General features: G+C 64.8%; 17 protein-coding genes. 14 read left to right on the forward strand and 3 right to left on the reverse strand.

Annotated elements, in window-relative coordinates; translation table 11 throughout:
- The first annotated feature begins 4 nt into the window (after positions 1-4).
- Positions 5-1,393 carry an ATP-binding protein gene (locus tag IVB36_RS15050; protein ID WP_018453501.1) on the forward strand — a complete coding sequence of 463 codons (1,389 nt, stop codon included), beginning with the start codon at positions 5-7 and terminating at the stop codon, positions 1,391-1,393.
- A 169-nt stretch (positions 1,394-1,562) separates the two neighbouring features.
- Here IVB36_RS15050 and IVB36_RS15055 read toward each other — a convergent pair whose 3' ends face one another.
- Together IVB36_RS15055 and IVB36_RS15060 are read right to left on the reverse strand one after the other, a co-directional pair.
- Complete coding sequence (locus IVB36_RS15055; RefSeq protein ID WP_018453500.1) at positions 1,563-2,093, reverse strand: DUF3617 family protein; 531 nt, start codon at positions 2,091-2,093, stop codon at positions 1,563-1,565.
- A 43-nt stretch (positions 2,094-2,136) separates the two neighbouring features.
- Positions 2,137-2,430: a hypothetical protein gene (locus tag IVB36_RS15060; protein ID WP_026232542.1), complete on the reverse strand. Its 294-nt coding sequence runs from the start codon at positions 2,428-2,430 to the stop codon at positions 2,137-2,139.
- 182 nt (positions 2,431-2,612) lie between these two features.
- On the opposite strand from IVB36_RS15060, the gene IVB36_RS15065 reads away from it, so the two are divergent.
- The 4 genes from IVB36_RS15065 (at position 2,613) to IVB36_RS15080 (ending at position 5,268) form a co-directional block, all read left to right on the forward strand.
- The gene (locus tag IVB36_RS15065; protein ID WP_018453498.1) at positions 2,613-3,077 is read left to right on the forward strand and encodes a hypothetical protein; all 465 of its coding nucleotides are present in this window, start codon (positions 2,613-2,615) and stop codon (positions 3,075-3,077) included.
- A 119-nt stretch (positions 3,078-3,196) separates the two neighbouring features.
- A complete protein-coding gene (locus tag IVB36_RS15070; RefSeq protein ID WP_026232541.1) occupies positions 3,197-3,889 on the forward strand; it encodes a ribonuclease T2 in 693 nt (230 codons plus the stop codon).
- A gap of 52 nt (positions 3,890-3,941) precedes the next feature.
- Positions 3,942-4,802: a 23S rRNA (adenine(2030)-N(6))-methyltransferase RlmJ gene (rlmJ, locus tag IVB36_RS15075; RefSeq protein WP_018453496.1), complete on the forward strand. Its 861-nt coding sequence runs from the start codon at positions 3,942-3,944 to the stop codon at positions 4,800-4,802.
- Positions 4,803-5,052: 250 nt separating this feature from the next.
- A complete protein-coding gene (locus IVB36_RS15080; RefSeq protein WP_007614865.1) occupies positions 5,053-5,268 on the forward strand; it encodes a cold-shock protein in 216 nt (71 codons plus the stop codon).
- Positions 5,269-5,339: 71 nt separating this feature from the next.
- Here the strand turns inward: IVB36_RS15080 and IVB36_RS15085 are convergent, their stop codons facing one another.
- On the reverse strand, positions 5,340-5,963 hold the full coding sequence (locus IVB36_RS15085) for an outer membrane protein (RefSeq protein ID WP_018453495.1): 624 nt from the start codon (positions 5,961-5,963) through the stop codon (positions 5,340-5,342).
- Positions 5,964-6,212: 249 nt separating this feature from the next.
- On the opposite strand from IVB36_RS15085, the gene uvrC reads away from it, so the two are divergent.
- The 9 genes from uvrC to IVB36_RS15130 all read left to right on the forward strand — a co-directional run bounded on the left by uvrC (position 6,213) and on the right by IVB36_RS15130 (position 14,994).
- Positions 6,213-8,282, forward strand: coding sequence for an excinuclease ABC subunit UvrC (gene uvrC / locus IVB36_RS15090; protein ID WP_018453494.1), 2,070 nt, complete (start codon positions 6,213-6,215; stop codon positions 8,280-8,282).
- 99 nt (positions 8,283-8,381) lie between these two features.
- On the forward strand, positions 8,382-8,999 hold the full coding sequence (gene pgsA, locus IVB36_RS15095; protein ID WP_007596859.1) for a CDP-diacylglycerol--glycerol-3-phosphate 3-phosphatidyltransferase: 618 nt from the start codon (positions 8,382-8,384) through the stop codon (positions 8,997-8,999).
- A complete protein-coding gene (gene moaD / locus IVB36_RS15100; RefSeq protein WP_018453492.1) occupies positions 8,996-9,247 on the forward strand; it encodes a molybdopterin converting factor subunit 1 in 252 nt (83 codons plus the stop codon). Before pgsA ends, moaD begins: the two co-directional genes overlap by 4 nt.
- Positions 9,248-9,250: 3 nt before the next feature.
- Positions 9,251-9,727 (forward strand): molybdenum cofactor biosynthesis protein MoaE, encoded by a 477-nt coding sequence (locus tag IVB36_RS15105; RefSeq protein WP_018453491.1) that lies wholly within the window; start codon positions 9,251-9,253, stop codon positions 9,725-9,727.
- Positions 9,727-10,686 carry a 50S ribosomal protein L3 N(5)-glutamine methyltransferase gene (gene prmB, locus IVB36_RS15110; protein WP_018453490.1) on the forward strand — a complete coding sequence of 320 codons (960 nt, stop codon included), beginning with the start codon at positions 9,727-9,729 and terminating at the stop codon, positions 10,684-10,686. Before IVB36_RS15105 ends, prmB begins: the two co-directional genes overlap by 1 nt.
- A gap of 90 nt (positions 10,687-10,776) precedes the next feature.
- Positions 10,777-11,376: a hypothetical protein gene (locus IVB36_RS15115; protein WP_018453489.1), complete on the forward strand. Its 600-nt coding sequence runs from the start codon at positions 10,777-10,779 to the stop codon at positions 11,374-11,376.
- Between the two features lie 2 nt (positions 11,377-11,378).
- Complete coding sequence (locus IVB36_RS15120; RefSeq protein WP_026232540.1) at positions 11,379-12,509, forward strand: YihY/virulence factor BrkB family protein; 1,131 nt, start codon at positions 11,379-11,381, stop codon at positions 12,507-12,509.
- A 142-nt stretch (positions 12,510-12,651) separates the two neighbouring features.
- Entirely contained in the window at positions 12,652-14,124 is a 1,473-nt protein-coding gene (locus IVB36_RS15125) for an EAL domain-containing protein (RefSeq protein ID WP_247392029.1), read from the forward strand.
- A 15-nt stretch (positions 14,125-14,139) separates the two neighbouring features.
- On the forward strand, positions 14,140-14,994 hold the full coding sequence (locus IVB36_RS15130; protein WP_018453486.1) for a TIGR01459 family HAD-type hydrolase: 855 nt from the start codon (positions 14,140-14,142) through the stop codon (positions 14,992-14,994).
- Positions 14,995-15,004: the final 10 nt, after the last annotated feature.

Consider the following 15,004-nt stretch of genomic DNA (forward strand, 5'->3'; position numbering starts at 1 on the left):
ACCGATGAGCACGATCGATACCGGCCTGACGCTTTTGAAGAGCGCCGCCGGCCGCGTCTCCGCCGCCAATGGCTGGATGGGCAATGCGTTCAAGGGCTGGATGCCGACCGGCCTTTATGCGCGTGCGCTGCTGATCATGATCGTGCCGATGGTGATCCTGCAATCGGTGGTCGCCTTCGTGTTCATGGAGCGGCACTGGAACACGGTGACACGCCGCCTGTCGGCCGCGGTGGTGCAGGACATCGCCGCGCTGATCGACGTCTACAAGGGCTACCCGCAAGACAAGGATCGCGACCAGATCCGCCGCATCGCGCAGCAGCGCCTGGGCCTCGTCGTCGATTTCCTCCCGGCCGGCGACATGCCGCCGCCGGGACCAAAGCCGTTCTTCTCGCTGCTCGACCAGACGCTGTCGGTGCAGCTCGGCCGCCAGATCGGGCGCTCCTTCTGGATCGACACGGTCGGCCGCTCCAACCTCGTCGAGATCCGGATCCAGCTCGACGACGCCGTGATGCGCGTGTTCGCGCAGCGCAGCGCCGCCTATGCCTCGAACTCGGAGATCTTCCTGTTCTGGATGGTCGGCACGTCCTCGATCCTGCTGATCGTCGCGGTGCTATTCCTGCGCAACCAGATCAAGCCGATCCTGCGACTTGCCGACGCCGCCGAAAGTTTTGGCAAGGGCCGCGAGGCGCCGAATTTCCGCCCGCGTGGCGCGCGCGAGGTGCGGCGCGCGTCGGTCGCCTTCCTCGAAATGAAGTCGCGCATCGAGCGAACGATGGAGCAACGCACCGCGATGCTAGCCGGCGTCAGCCATGATCTGCGCACGATCCTGACGCGGTTCAAGCTCGAGCTGGCGTTGATCGGCGACAGCCCCGAAATGGAGGGCATGCGCAAGGACGTCGACGAGATGTCGATGATGCTCGAGGACTACCTCGCGTTTGCCCGCGGCGATTCCGGCGAGCAGTCGCAGCCGACCGACATGGCCCAGGCGCTCGAGGAGCTGCGCAGCGACGCCGAGCGCCACGGCCACACGGCGACCGTTGCGTTCAACGGGCTGCCCGTGGTCACGGTGAAGCCGGCCTCATTCAAGCGCTGCCTCGCCAACCTCGTCACCAACGCCGCCCGCTACGGCAAGAGCATCGCCATCACCGGCCAGCGCGATCACCGTTATTTGACCGTGACGGTGGACGATGACGGGCCGGGCATTCCCGCCCATCTGCGCGAAGAGGTGTTCAAGCCGTTCCTGCGGCTCGACAACGCCCGCAACCAGGACGAAGGCGGCACAGGTCTTGGCCTCGCGATCGCCCGCGACATCGCCCGCTCGCACGGCGGCGACATCACGCTTGGCGACAGTCCGATGGGCGGATTAAGGGCGAGCGTGCGGATACCGGTGTAGCTGCCTCTTCCCTTCTCCCCCTGTGGGAGAAGGTGGCGCGAAGCGCCGGATGAGGGGTCTCTCTCCGCGAATTCAAAGCGAAAAGAGTCACACGCGGAGACAAACCCCTCACCCGTCTCGCCGCTGCGCGGCGAGCCACCCTCTCCCACAAGGGGAGAGGGGAAGAGCCTTACTTCGGCAGCAGCGCCTTCAGCTTGTCCATGTCACGCACGTTCATCTTGAAGCCGCCGGGCATCACGATGTCGCCGGGCTTCTGGTCCGGCTTGCAGGCTCCCAGCCATTTCGCTTCGAGCTGCACGGTCGTGTCGCGGCCTGCCGCGCCGGCGGCGCCGCCTTGCGCGTGCGACGACGTCTTCACCGTATAGGCCGAATTGAAATCGCCGGTGATCTCAGCATGCGAAGTCGTGCTGATGCCGGCGACATTGCACTCGGAATCGCTGACATAGCCGGTCGCGGTCTTCTTGATGTCCTGCTTGGCGCAGATCTGCTTGGCCATCGGCGAGACGTTGTTGTTCATTTCCTTGTCGACGGTCTCGTCGGTGCAGTGCTGCATGGTCATCTCGGGCACCGGCGTGCCGGTCCGGACCATCTTCAATTCCCACAGCCCTGCCTTACGCACCGGCAGGTCGTCAGCGCGAGCGCTGCCTGCCGACAACACGAGGCAAAGGGCGGAGCCGAGCAAAGCGAGTTTGCGCGTCATGTGGGAAGTTCCCGGCTGAGAGGTAGCGGCGTGCGAAAGCGCCTCAGTAGAGCGTGCGGATCGGCTGGTCGGCGGCGCCATAGGGCACCCAGCGGCAGGAGAACGAGATGTAGCCGCCCTCATAGGCCTGCACCGCCAGGAATTTGGCGACTTTGCCATAGCGCGCGCAGTGATCGACCGCGACCTGCCGCGCATCGACCTGGGTTGCCATCGAATAGGCGATGATGCCGCCGGTGTCGTTGCCCTTGAACGGAGGCACCGGAAGCAGATCGGCATGCGCCGACTGGCTCGCCATCATACCCAAGGCAAGTAGGCCCGCGGCCGCAATGATTCGCATTCCCGTCACTCCGATTGGTTGGCGGCAGTTTACGGTGTCGGCGCGGCGGTGGAAAGAACGGATGGCCGGTCCAACGCAGCATTGCGGTCAACTCGTCGGCAAGTGTTGCCGCGCTGCACTTGACCTCCCCCGGCCTTCACGGCACCGTCCGACCCTTGCAGATCATGCTGTCTGGATCATCCATGCGCGCCTCGACCTTCCTGAAATCGCTCCGCTTTGCCGCCGTGCTCGGCCTCCTGTTCGGGGCGCTGTCGCTCGGCGAGGCCAGGGCCGCCAATCCGCTGGAGCTGAATTTCTGGCTGAGCGGGCCGCGCTATGACGGCAACGTCTCCGAGTGCGACAGGGCGCTGCCGACGATCGCGACCCAGTTCTGGGAGAAAGAAAGCGCGTTCTGGAATTCTTCGTTGAAGATCACCGGCTTCGCCGCAGTTCACGAGACCGCGTTCCGGCCTTGGGCATCCGACAACATCCCGCGCCGCTATTGCACCGGCGAGGCCATGCTCACGGACGGCAAGATGCGCAAGGTGCATTTCTCGATCGTGGAGGATGGCGGCTTCGCCGGCTACGGCCAAGGCGTCGAATGGTGCGTGGTCGGGCTCGACCGCAACTGGGCCTACAACCCGGCCTGCCGCGCCGCCAAACAGTAATTGAAACGTTCTGATCCGGACCGATCAGGCGGCCGAACGACGGTCACCCGCATTTTGTTCTTGAAATGTTCTTATCGCCTGCTAGGCTTGTCTGCACAGTCTAGTTGAGGGGCGTCGCCATGTTTCATTCCAGATTGCATTCGTTCTCCCGCCTGATGATCTCGCTGACGCTTGCGGCCGGGCTGGCTGCGCTGGCCGATGGCGCAAAGGCCCAGGACAAGCGGCAGAACACGCCCGGCGAATTCGATTTTTATGTGCTGTCACTGTCTTGGTCGCCCTCTTTCTGCGAGGAGGCGGCGGAGCGCGGCGGCCGCTCGCAGACCCAGTGCAGCGGACGGCCCTACGCTTTCGTGGTGCATGGTTTGTGGCCGCAATATGAGAGCGGATTTCCGGAATATTGCCAGCGGCCCTCGCCGCGGCTGAACCGCAGCATCGTCTCCTCCATGCTCGATCTGATGCCGGCGCCGGGGCTGATCTTCAATGAGTGGGACAAGCACGGCACCTGCTCGGGGCTCGCTGACCGCAGCTATTTCGAGACGATCCGCAAGGCGCGCGCCGCGATCAAGATTCCAGCCGAATATCTCGATCTATCGCAGGCCAAGACCGTGGCGCCGGCGGAGGTGGAGGAAGCCTTCATCAAGGCCAATCCGGGCCTCAGCAATGCCGCCGTCTCGATCACCTGCAACCGGACGCGGCTATCGGAAGTCCGCATCTGCCTCAGCAAGGACCTGCAATTCCGCGCCTGCGAGGAGATCGACCGCCGCGCCTGCCGCCGCGACCAGGTGACGATGCCGCCGATCCGGGGTGGCTAGCCCAGGCGTCGTGCCTCTTTGCTCGGGCCGTCACGTGGCGTAGTGCTCTTGCATGAATTACCGCCACGCCTTCCATGCCGGCAACTTCGCCGATGTCATCAAGCACATCGTGCTGACGCGCATCATCACCTATCTCCAGGACAAGCCGGGTGCGTTCCGCGTCATCGACACCCATGCCGGCGCTGGCCTCTACGATCTCGAAAGCGACGAAGCGCGCCGGGGCGGCGAGTGGCTGACGGGCATTGCGCGGCTGATGCAGGCGCGGTTGTCGAACGACGCCATGGCGCTGACCAAGCCCTATCTCGACATCGTCCGCGCCTTCAATCCGAAGGGCGAGCTCAAGGCCTATCCGGGCTCGCCGCTGATCGCACGCGGCCTGCTGAGGCCGCAGGACCGCCTCTTGCTCTGCGAGCTCGAGCCGAAGGCGCGCAAGGCGCTGATCGGCGTACTGCGCCGCGACGAACAGGCCCGCGTGGTCGACCTCGACGGCTGGATGGCGCTGCCGGCTTTCGTGCCGCCGAAGGAACGGCGTGGGCTCGTTCTGATCGACCCGCCCTTCGAGGCAAAGGACGAGTTCGAAAAGCTCGCAGAGGCCTTCTCGGCGGCTTTCGCGAAATGGCCGACCGGTATCTATGTAATCTGGTATCCCGCCAAGAGCCGACGCGCCACCGACACGCTGGTGCAATCAGTGGCGCGGCTCGCAGCCGCAGCAAAACCGCCGGGAAAATGCCTGCGCCTCGAATTCAGCGTGGCGCCGCAAGCCGACGGCGCAGCCCTCACCTCCAGCGGGCTCTTGATCGTCAATCCTCCTTACACGCTGCACGGCGAACTCAAGACGATCCTGCCGGAGCTGGAAATGCCGCTCGGCCAGGGTGGCGCTGCCAGATTCCGGTTAGAGGTGCCGAGACCGTAACACTCCGGCATTCTTGGGAAAAATATGCAGGAGCGGTAGTCAATCTGCAGAGAACCGTATTATGCTGTTGCAGTGACTGGCTTTACGTTCCGCTTCCGCGAATGGTTGCGGCGGAGTGAAGGCCTAAGAAAGATCCAGTCGGACCGAATGGTCTGCCGAAGGATGGCCAGCTCCCGGGCTTCGTAAGGCCCGGTCATGTCGTGACGCGCGTCTGCGTCACGACGGAGGAGCAATGAGGGGGAGTTTCCCGATGGCCATGACGGGAACGGTCAAGTTTTTCAACGGTGAGCGCGGCTACGGATTCATCAAACCGGACGACGGGGGCCGCGACGTCTTCGTACATATTACTGCTGTGGAGCGGGCCGGACTGAAGGACCTTGCCGAAGGACAGCGTATTACTTTCGAAGTCGAACCGGACAAGAAGGGCAAGGGGCCGAAGGCGGTCGATTTGGTCATCCTTCCCTAGCGAGCCAAGCGTCAAAAAAATCCCGGCCGCAAGCGGCCGGGAGGTTGGTCCGGTATTTTCTTCTTTAGCTATCAGAAGTGATAGTTCACGCCTGCGCGCACAACGCTGGCGCTATAGCCGTTTGACACGCCCGTAATCGCGAACTGACTCGTCGAGAGATCGATATAGAGATATTCGAGCTTGGCGCTCCAGTTCGGCGCGAACATAACTTCCGCGCCGGCACCGATGGTCCAGCCGGCGCTGGTGTGCGACTCGGTCCAGCCGAACGTCTGCGCGCGCAGCTCGCCGAAGGCGAGGCCCGCCGTGCCGTAGAACAGCACGTTGCTGAAGGCGTAGCCGGCGCGGCCGCGCAGGGTTCCGAACCACGGATTGGAGAACTTCCACGGCGCGAAGGTGTCGTCGGCACCGGCGGCCTGGATGTCGCCCTCGACGCCGAACACCCATGGGCCGTTCTGGAAATTGTAGCCGGCCTGAACGCCGCCGACGAAGCCCGACGGTTTTGCGGGATTGTTGTTCACCGAACCCCATTCATAGCCAAGATTGCCACCGAGATACGGACCGGCCCAGCTATAGGCGTTGAGCGGCTGATTGACCGTGTAGGGCGCTCGCTGCCCGTAATTGAGATCGGCGGCCTCTGCCGAAGCCGTCCAGCCGACTGCAGCCAATGCGGCTGCGCCCACAACGAGCCTCTTCATCACACACTCCAACGCAACTCCCGTCACCGCTGCGATGCCCGCGTCGCCGCGCGAGGCAAAACCGCATGGTTACGGAACCACCATTTTTCGCGTAAGATTTATCGAGAGTTTTAAGTTAAAGGCCTGTTAAGCCGGGTTACTGCGCTGTTAACAGGCTTAAGCAAGCGTTACCGGGAACTGCGCCGCCATCCTGTGCGTGCCGCTCGGCCGGAACTTCAAATCGACACCCGCAGCGCTTAAATTCGCACCATGGTTCACGATTCCCCCGACAATCCGGACGACGCACGCGTACGCAAACCCGTGCGCGGCAACGCACCCGACGTCCCTCCCCAGGAAACGGAAGCCGCGCCGCCGGACCTCGATCCCGCCACTGCGAATGGCGACGACGAGGACGATGCGCGGCTGCCGGACATCCTGGAAGAGAGCGGCACCGTCGGCGAAGAGCCGCTGGCGACCGGCCACGAGGCGATCGAACGCGCGGTGCGCCTCGCCCCCACCTCGCCCGGCGTCTACCGCATGCTCAATGCGAATGCCGACGTGCTCTATGTCGGCAAGGCCAAGAACGTCAAAAAGCGCCTGTCGAACTATGCGCGCCAGAGTGCGCCGCAGCCGGCGCGCATCCTGCGCATGATCGCCGCCACGGTGACCGTGGAAATCATCTCGACCCACACCGAGACCGAAGCCCTGCTGCTGGAGGCCAACCTCATCAAGCAGCTTCGGCCGCGCTTCAACGTGCAGCTGCGCGACGACAAGTCGTTTCCCTATATCCTGATCACGGGCGACCATTGGGCGCCGCAGATCCTGAAGCATCGCGGCGCGCAGACGCGGCCGGGTCGCTATTTCGGCCCGTTCGCCTCCGCCGGCGCCGTCAACCGCACCATCACCGCACTTCAGCGCGCGTTCCTGATCCGCTCCTGCACGGATTCCTTCTTCGAGAGTCGCTCGCGGCCCTGCCTGCTCTACCAGATCCGCCGTTGCGCCGGCCCCTGCACCCGCGAGATCGACTTCCCCGGCTACACGACCCTGGTGCGCGAGGCGAGCGACTTCCTGTCCGGCAGGAGCCATGCGGTGAAGCAGGAGCTTGCCGCGGAGATGGAGAAGGCCTCCGGCGAGCTCGAATTCGAGAGCGCCGCGCTCTACCGCGACCGCCTCGCTGCGCTGTCCGCGATCCAGTCGCAGCAGGGCATCAATCCGCGCACGGTGGAAGAAGCCGACGTGTTCGCCATCCACCAGGAGGGCGGCTTCTCCTGCGTCGAGGTGTTCTTCTTCCGCACCGGGCAGAACTGGGGCAACCGCGCCTATTTCCCGCGCGCGGAGAAGACCTATACGCCGGAAGAGGTGCTCGGCTCCTTCCTCGCCCAGTTCTATGACGACAAGCCGCCGCCGAGGAATATCCTGCTCTCGCACGAGATCGAGGAGAGCGAGCTGCTCGCCAACGCGCTGTCGATCAAGGCCGGCCGCAAGGTCGAAGTGTCCATGCCGAAGCGTGGCGAGAAGAAGGAGCTCGTCACCCACGCGCTCACCAACGCGCGCGAGGCCCTGGGCCGCAAGCTCGCGGACACCGCGACGCAGAGCCGCCTGTTGGACGCCATGGCCACGACCCTGAGCCTGACGCATGCGCCGAAGCGGATCGAGGTCTACGACAACAGCCACATCCAGGGCACCAACGCAGTCGGCGCCATGATCGTCGCCGGCCCGGACGGTTTTGTGAAAAACCAGTACCGCAAGTTCAACATCAAGTCGGAGGGCCTGACGCCCGGCGACGATTACGGGATGATGCGCGAGGTGCTCGAACGCCGTTTCAAGCGCTTGATCAATCCACCCGAGGACAATGCGGCCAAAGCCAAGGACGACGACTTCCCGCAATGGCCCGATCTCGTGATCATCGATGGCGGCCGCGGCCAGCTCAACGCGGTCCGGGACATCTTTGCAAATCTCGGCCTGACCCAGGTGGCGCTGATGTCGGTGGCCAAGGGGCCGGACCGGGATGCCGGCCGCGAGACCCTGTTCATGCCGGAGCGCGAGGCGATCAAGCTGGAGCCGCGCGACCCCGTGCTCTATTTCATCCAGCGGCTGCGGGACGAGGCGCACCGTTTCGTCATCGGCTCGCACCGCAAGCTGCGCAAGAAGGACATCCGCGAGGCCGGCTTGCAGGAGATTCCTGGCATCGGTCCGTCACGCAAACGTGCCTTGCTGCATCATTTCGGAACCCTGAAGGAGATCGAACGGGCCTCGATCACCGATCTCGGTAAGGTTCCGGGGGTGAGCGCCGAGAGCGCCCGCAGGATTTTCGAGTATTTCCATCCCCAGCCGGGGTGAAATAAAAGGGGGGCCGCGGTCATATGGTCGTCGCATCCCGCACCCCATTTGGGGAGCGGAACGGTTGACCTTCAGGCTGCAGCGGTATTGGTAGGACGGATGAACATCGCCACGACACGAGGGACGACCAGCCGCGCGATGTCCCTCCCGAACATCCTGACCTACGGCCGGATCGCCGCGATCCCGGTCGTGGTCGGGTGCATCTACGCACAGTCGATCATGGACGGCCCGCTGTGGCTGCGCTGGGTCGCCGTCGCCATTTTTATCGCGGCTGCGGTCACCGATTACCTCGACGGCTATTACGCACGGATCTGGAATCAGCAATCGGCGTTCGGCCGCATGCTCGATCCGATCGCCGATAAGCTTCTGGTCGCCTCGTGCCTGCTGATGCTGGCCGCCGACGGCATCATTCACGGCTGGTCGCTGTGGGCCGCCATCGTGATCCTGTGCCGCGAGATCCTGGTCTCGGGCCTGCGCGAATATCTTGCCGCGCTGCGTGTCAGCGTGCCCGTGACCAAGCTTGCGAAATGGAAGACGACGGTTCAGCTCATCGCCATCGGCTTCCTGCTGGCTGGTCCGGCCGGCGATGAGGTCGTGCCCATGGTCTCGATGATCGGGCTGGCGCTGCTCTGGGCCTCGGCGATCCTCACCATGTACACCGGCTACGACTATTTCGGCGCCGGCATCCATCACCTCATCAAGGAGGATGAGGGATGAAGGTGAAGTACTTCGCCTGGGTGCGCGAGCGCATCGGCAAGGCCGAGGAGACGATCGAGCCGCCTGCGACCGTGCGCACCGTGGAAGAGCTGATCGCCTGGCTGTCCGGCCAAGGCGAAGCCTACGCCTATGCGTTCGAGAAGCCGAAGGTGATCCGCACCGCGATCGACCATGCCCACGTCAAGTCGGACGCCGCGATCGCGGGCGCTCGCGAGATCGCGTTCTTCCCGCCGATGACCGGCGGCTAGGCCATGCCCGTCACCACCTGCCCCGTCACCATCCGTATCCAGCAAGACGATTTCGACATCGCACGCGAGATCGCGGTGCTGACCGGGAACCGCACCGACATCGGTGCGGTCGTGAGTTTTTCCGGCATCTGCCGCAGCGACGAAGACAGCGCGAAGATCGCCGCGCTCTCGCTGGAGCATTATCCCGGCATGGCCGAGGAAGAGATCAGGCGCCATGCCGACGAGGCCATCTCGCGCTGGCCTCTCAGCGGCGTCACGGTGATCCATCGCGTCGGCCGTTTCATGCCCGGCCAGAACATCGTGCTGGTGCTGACCGCCTCGCAGCACCGCCAGGCAGCGTTCCAGGCAGCCGAGTTCCTGATGGATTATCTCAAGACCAACGCGCCGTTCTGGAAGAAGGAAGAGAGCGCCACCGGCACCGGCTGGGTCGAGGCCCAGGCCCGCGACGACGAAGCCGCCGCACGCTGGACCCGATCCTGATGGCAACAACATCCAAAAAGGCCGTGCGCGGCCACGCCGCGCCAAAGCTCGCGAAGGTGGGCCGCGGCGAGCTTCTCACGCTGATCGATTTCGTCCGCTATGCAGTGAGCCGCTTCAATGAGGCCAAGCTCGCCTTTGCCCATGGCACGCCCGATCCGGTCGCGGAAGCGGCTTTCCTGGTCTGTGAAGCCCTGCATCTGCATCCCGAGCAGTTCGAGATTTTTGCCAACGCGCGCGTCACGACCGCCGAGGGCAGGACCATCATCGATCTCGTTCATCAGCGCGTCACCACGCGCAAACCGGCCGCGTATCTCGTCAACAAGATCTACATGCGCGGCCTGCCGTTTTATGTCGACGAGCGCGTCATCGTTCCGCGCTCCTTCATCGGTGAACTCTTGGAGTCGCATTTCGGCGGCGACGGCGAAGCCGGCTCGCTGATCGACGATTCCAGCGCCGTCGAGCGCGTGCTCGATCTCTGCACGGGATCGGGATGCCTCGCGATCCTCGCCGCGCATCATTTCCCGAACGCCACGATCGATGCCGTCGATATCTCGAAGGGCGCGATCGACGTCGCCAGACGAAATGTCGGCGAATACGGGCTCGATGGCCGGATCAGCCTGCATCGCGGCGACCTGTTCGCCCCACTCGGTAACACCAAATACGACCTGATCATCACCAACCCGCCTTATGTCGACGCCGAAGGCATGGCGGCGCTGCCGCCCGAGTGCCGGGCCGAGCCGAAGCTCGCCTTCGACGGCGGCGCCGACGGTCTCGATGTGGTGCGCCGGATCCTGCGCGATGCGCCCGGCCATTTGACGCCGCATGGCGGGCTGATCTGCGAGATCGGCCGCGGCCGCGAATTGGTTGACGAGGCCTTTCCTGAATTGCCGCTGCTCTGGCTCGACACCGAGGACTCCGAGGGCGAAGTGTTCTGGATCGCGGCAGCCGATCTCGGCTGATCCATCACGGCGGGCAGACCTCGTCGGAACAAGTCAAATACCGCCACGTTCATCCCCCGACGAATTTTCTCGCACTCGGAGGATAACTGCATGCTTGCGCCATCGGGCGAATTGCTGCGCGCCGGCGTCGCGCTCAAGCTCAACCATCTCAAGCGCGCCGCCCAGTCCTATGCCCGCGACCGGAGCAACCAGGCCACAGGGCGCATGACGTCGTACGCGGCTGCGGCCGGACTGCTCGCGGTTGCGGGCTTGTTCGTCGTCGCAGCCTTCTTCGTCGGCCTGATCGCCCTGTACCGCTGGATTGCAATCCATTACGGGCAATTCTGGGGGTTCGGCGCCGTCGGCGCTGTGCTCCTGGTCCTGGCCGCCGCCTGCGCCGGCGTGGCCATGGCCCAGATGAAGCGCAAGACCAAGCCGATCGTGCCGCTCGCCAGCCGCCTACGGGTGGCTATCGCCACCCCGCGCATCCCGCGCGGAACGGTGAAGGAGGCGGTGAAAGAGGTCGCGACGACAATTCCCCTGGCGCCGCTCGCGCCGGGCGAACGAGGACATGAGTCAGGACATGGCGGCAGCACGTGGCCGGCTCGGTCCAACCGGCCCGTGCAACTCGGGCTGATGCTCGCGGCCGTTGGGCTGGTCGGGATCACGGCCGCGCGCAGGCGGCGTCACGGCCACGGAGCGGATACCTGAAAATGCGTATGCGGCGCGCCGAGCAATTCGACAGCTGGCTGTTAGTCGCAGCCACGACCGTGTTCGTGCTCACCGCGGAACGGTATTTCCAGGATTCTGGCCTGATCCGGCCGGGACCTCCGCAAGACCACCGCAACGGCGAGGCGAATTCGCCGGAAACGAGCCCGACGGGCGCAGCCTCGCAGCCCGGCCGCGGCCGCCGCGCGAAAAGCCCGTTCGCGATCCCGTGGGCAGGCTGGAAGGACATCCTCTGGCGCACCTATCAGCGCATCGACGAGGATCGCCTGCTCGCGACCGCCGGCGGCGTCGTCTTTTTCGGACTGCTCGCGATCTTTCCCGCTATCACGGCGCTGGTTTCATTCTATGGCCTGTTCGCCGATCCCTCGACGATCAGTTCCAACCTGCAATCGCTCGCGATGATGCTGCCCGAGGGCGCGTTCCAGATCGTCGAGGACCAGGTGGCGCGCGTCGTGTCGAACGGCGGCGCGACCCTTGGTTTCACTTTCCTGTTTGGACTCGTGCTCGCGATCTGGAGCGCCAATGCCGGCGTCAAAGCCATCTTCGACGCCCTCAACGTCGCCTATGAGGAGCGTGAAAAGCGCAGCTTCATCCGGCTGAACACGGTCTCGCTGGCTTTCACGGTCGGTGGCATCGTTGCCCTGCTGCTGATGGTGGGCGCCGTCGTCGCCTTCCCGCTCGCGCTCAACCACCTCGGCATGGCGCCCGAAAGCAAGCTGATCGTGGCGCTGGCGCGATGGCCGGTGCTGTTCGTCATTCTCCTTGCGGCGCTCGCCGTCCTCTACCGCTTCGCGCCCAGCCGCGACGCCCCGCGCTGGCAATGGCTGAGCCCCGGCGCTGTGACGGCCGCGATCCTCTGGATCGCCGGCTCGGCGCTGCTGTCCTGGTATCTGTCCGAATTCGCAAATTACAACGCGACCTACGGCTCGCTCGGCGCTGCGATCGGCTTGATGATGTGGATGTGGATGTCGGCCATCGTCATCATGTTCGGGGCTGAGCTGAATTCGGAGATCGAACGGCAGACCTTGCGCGACACGACCACCGGGCCGCCCAAGCCGCTAGGCACCCGCGAGGCCGTCTCGGCCGACACGGTCGGCGCCGCGGCGCCGTCCTGACTCTGCGATTGGGCCGCTATCCCCTCGAATCAACAATGATGTTAAGGTCATGCCGCTTGGGGGAGCATGCGGCGTGACGGGTTCGAAACGCCACCCGTGTTTTCCCGGTCAGGCAGTCAGCTCTTGAGGCGTAACGCGCGGCATGATTCGTATTTCGACGATCTTCATCGCGATCTGCATGGTTCTGGTCGCCGCCTCGCTCGGGCTCCTGCTCTACGCGGTCGCCGGCATCAGCGGAACCGAATCCGCGATCGTGGCGCTGACGGCGCTGACCTTCCTGATCCTCTACAATGCAGTGTCGATGCGACTGCGCGACCGCAGCGACGTCGGCGGCCAGATCGCCGATCTTTCGCGCGGCACCGCCGACCTCGCCCGTCAGGTCGCCGAATTCGGCCGCCGGCTCGCCACGATCGAAGCACGCATCGCCTCTTCCAATTCGGCCAACTCCGACCGCATCCAGTCGGTGGTCGGCGAGATCAACGAACTCGGCGGACTGGTCAGGCAACTCGCCACCACCGTGTCGGCCCATGAGGATCTGATGGCCGGCAACGCGCCAGTGTCGGCCCCCGCGCCGGTCGCAAGGCAGGAGCCGGACGCGCCGCTCGACCTGATGGCCACGTTCGAGGAGGAACGGCCGGCTGCCCCGGCGCCCGCGCCGCCGCCAATGCGGCCGGCAGCACCGGCGATCCAGACCCAGACCGCCAATCCGGTTCGGACCGCCAACGGCCGCAACCAGACCCAATTGCTGGCGACGCTCCGCAACGCGATCGACGAGAACCGCATCGACATCTTCCTCCAGCCGATGGTGTCGCTGCCGCAGCGCAAGGTCCGGTTCTACGAGGCCGTGACGCGCCTGCGCGACGAGCGTGACCAGCTGGTCGCGGCCGAGGAGTTCATCAGCATCGCGGAGGCCTCCGGGTTGATCGGGCGCATCGACAACATGGTCATGCTGCGCTGCGTGCAGGTGCTGCGGCGCCTGATGGTACGCAACAAGGAAGTCGGCGTGTTCTGCAACGTCGCGGCTTCCACGCTCGGCAATTCCACGACCTTCGCGCAATACCTCGATTTCCTCGAAGCCAATCGGGCGCTGGCGCCCTCGCTGGTGCTGGAATTCAAGCAATCCACCTTCCGCAATCTCGGCCCGGCCGAAACCGAGAATCTCGCGGCGCTCGCCCAGCGCGGCTTCCGTTTCTCGATCGACCATGTCACCGATTTGCGCATCGAACCGCGCGAGCTCGCCGATCGCGGCGTGCGCTTCATCAAGGTGCCGGCCTCGCTCCTGCTCGACCCCAGGCAGGCTTCGGCCTCGGACATCCACCCGTCCGATCTCTCCGACCTGCTCGGCCGCTTCGGCATCGATCTGATCGCCGAGCGAATCGAGGGCGAGCGCGCCGTGATCGACCTGCTCGATTATGACGTGCGGTTCGGCCAGGGGTTCCTGTTCGCGCCGCCCCGGCCATTGCGGCCGGAGGGGTCATCTGCTACCGCCGCGCCGAACCAGGCACAGGACATTCAGGGATCCAATGGCTCCGGCATATCCAGCTCAGGCGCGACGTCGGCTGCGTCTGCGCCACAGCGCGTCACCGGCAACGCCGCGCTCGCGCGACGTATCTGATCGGCCGCACGCATCATGACCACACTGCATTTCGCCGAAAGCCTGCGTGAACTCGTGGCGGGCGTGGACGTCGTGCTCAGCGACATCTGGGGCGTGGTCCATAACGGTCTTGAATCCTTCCCCGAAGCCTGCGAGGCGCTGCACACCTACCGCAGCCGCGGCGGTACGGTCATCCTGATCACCAACGCGCCGCGCCCGGCCGACTCCGTGCAGCGGCAATTGCGCAAGCTCGGCGTCGCCGACGAGACCTATGACGCGATCGTGTCTTCAGGCGACCTGACGCGGCTCTATGTCGCCGACCATCCCGGCCGCAAGATGTTCTGGCTCGGCCCCGAGCGCGACAACTCGATCTATCGCGGCCTCGATGCGGTGACCGCGCCGCTGGAAGAGGCGGATTACATCGTCTGCACCGGCCTCTATGACGACGAGACCGAGACGGCGGAAGACTATCGCGGCATGATGCTGAAGGCGCGCGAGCGCAAGCTGACGCTGGTTTGTGCCAACCCCGACATCGTGGTGGAACGCGGCGACCGCCTGATCTATTGCGCCGGCGCGATCGCGGAGCTCTATCGCGAGCTCGGCGGCGAGGTGATCTTCTACGGCAAGCCGCACCGGCCGATCTACGAGCGCGCGATGGCGCTCGCCGGCGAACGCCAAGGCCACCAGATCGACCGCAAAAAGGTGCTCGCGATCGGCGATTCCGTCCGGACCGACCTCACCGGCGCGCGCGAGTTCGGCATCGATTGCCTGTTCGTGACCCGCGGCATCCATGCCGAGGAGTTCGAGGGTCTCGACCAGCTCGACCCGGCGTCGGTGCTGGAATTGTTCGGCCATCCCCCGAAGGCGCTGATGCGCGAACTGAAGTGGTAGCGAGTTGATC

Source organism: Bradyrhizobium sp. 35 (genome assembly GCF_023073215.1).
GTDB classification, from domain to species: Bacteria; Pseudomonadota; Alphaproteobacteria; order Rhizobiales; family Xanthobacteraceae; genus Bradyrhizobium; species Bradyrhizobium canariense_D.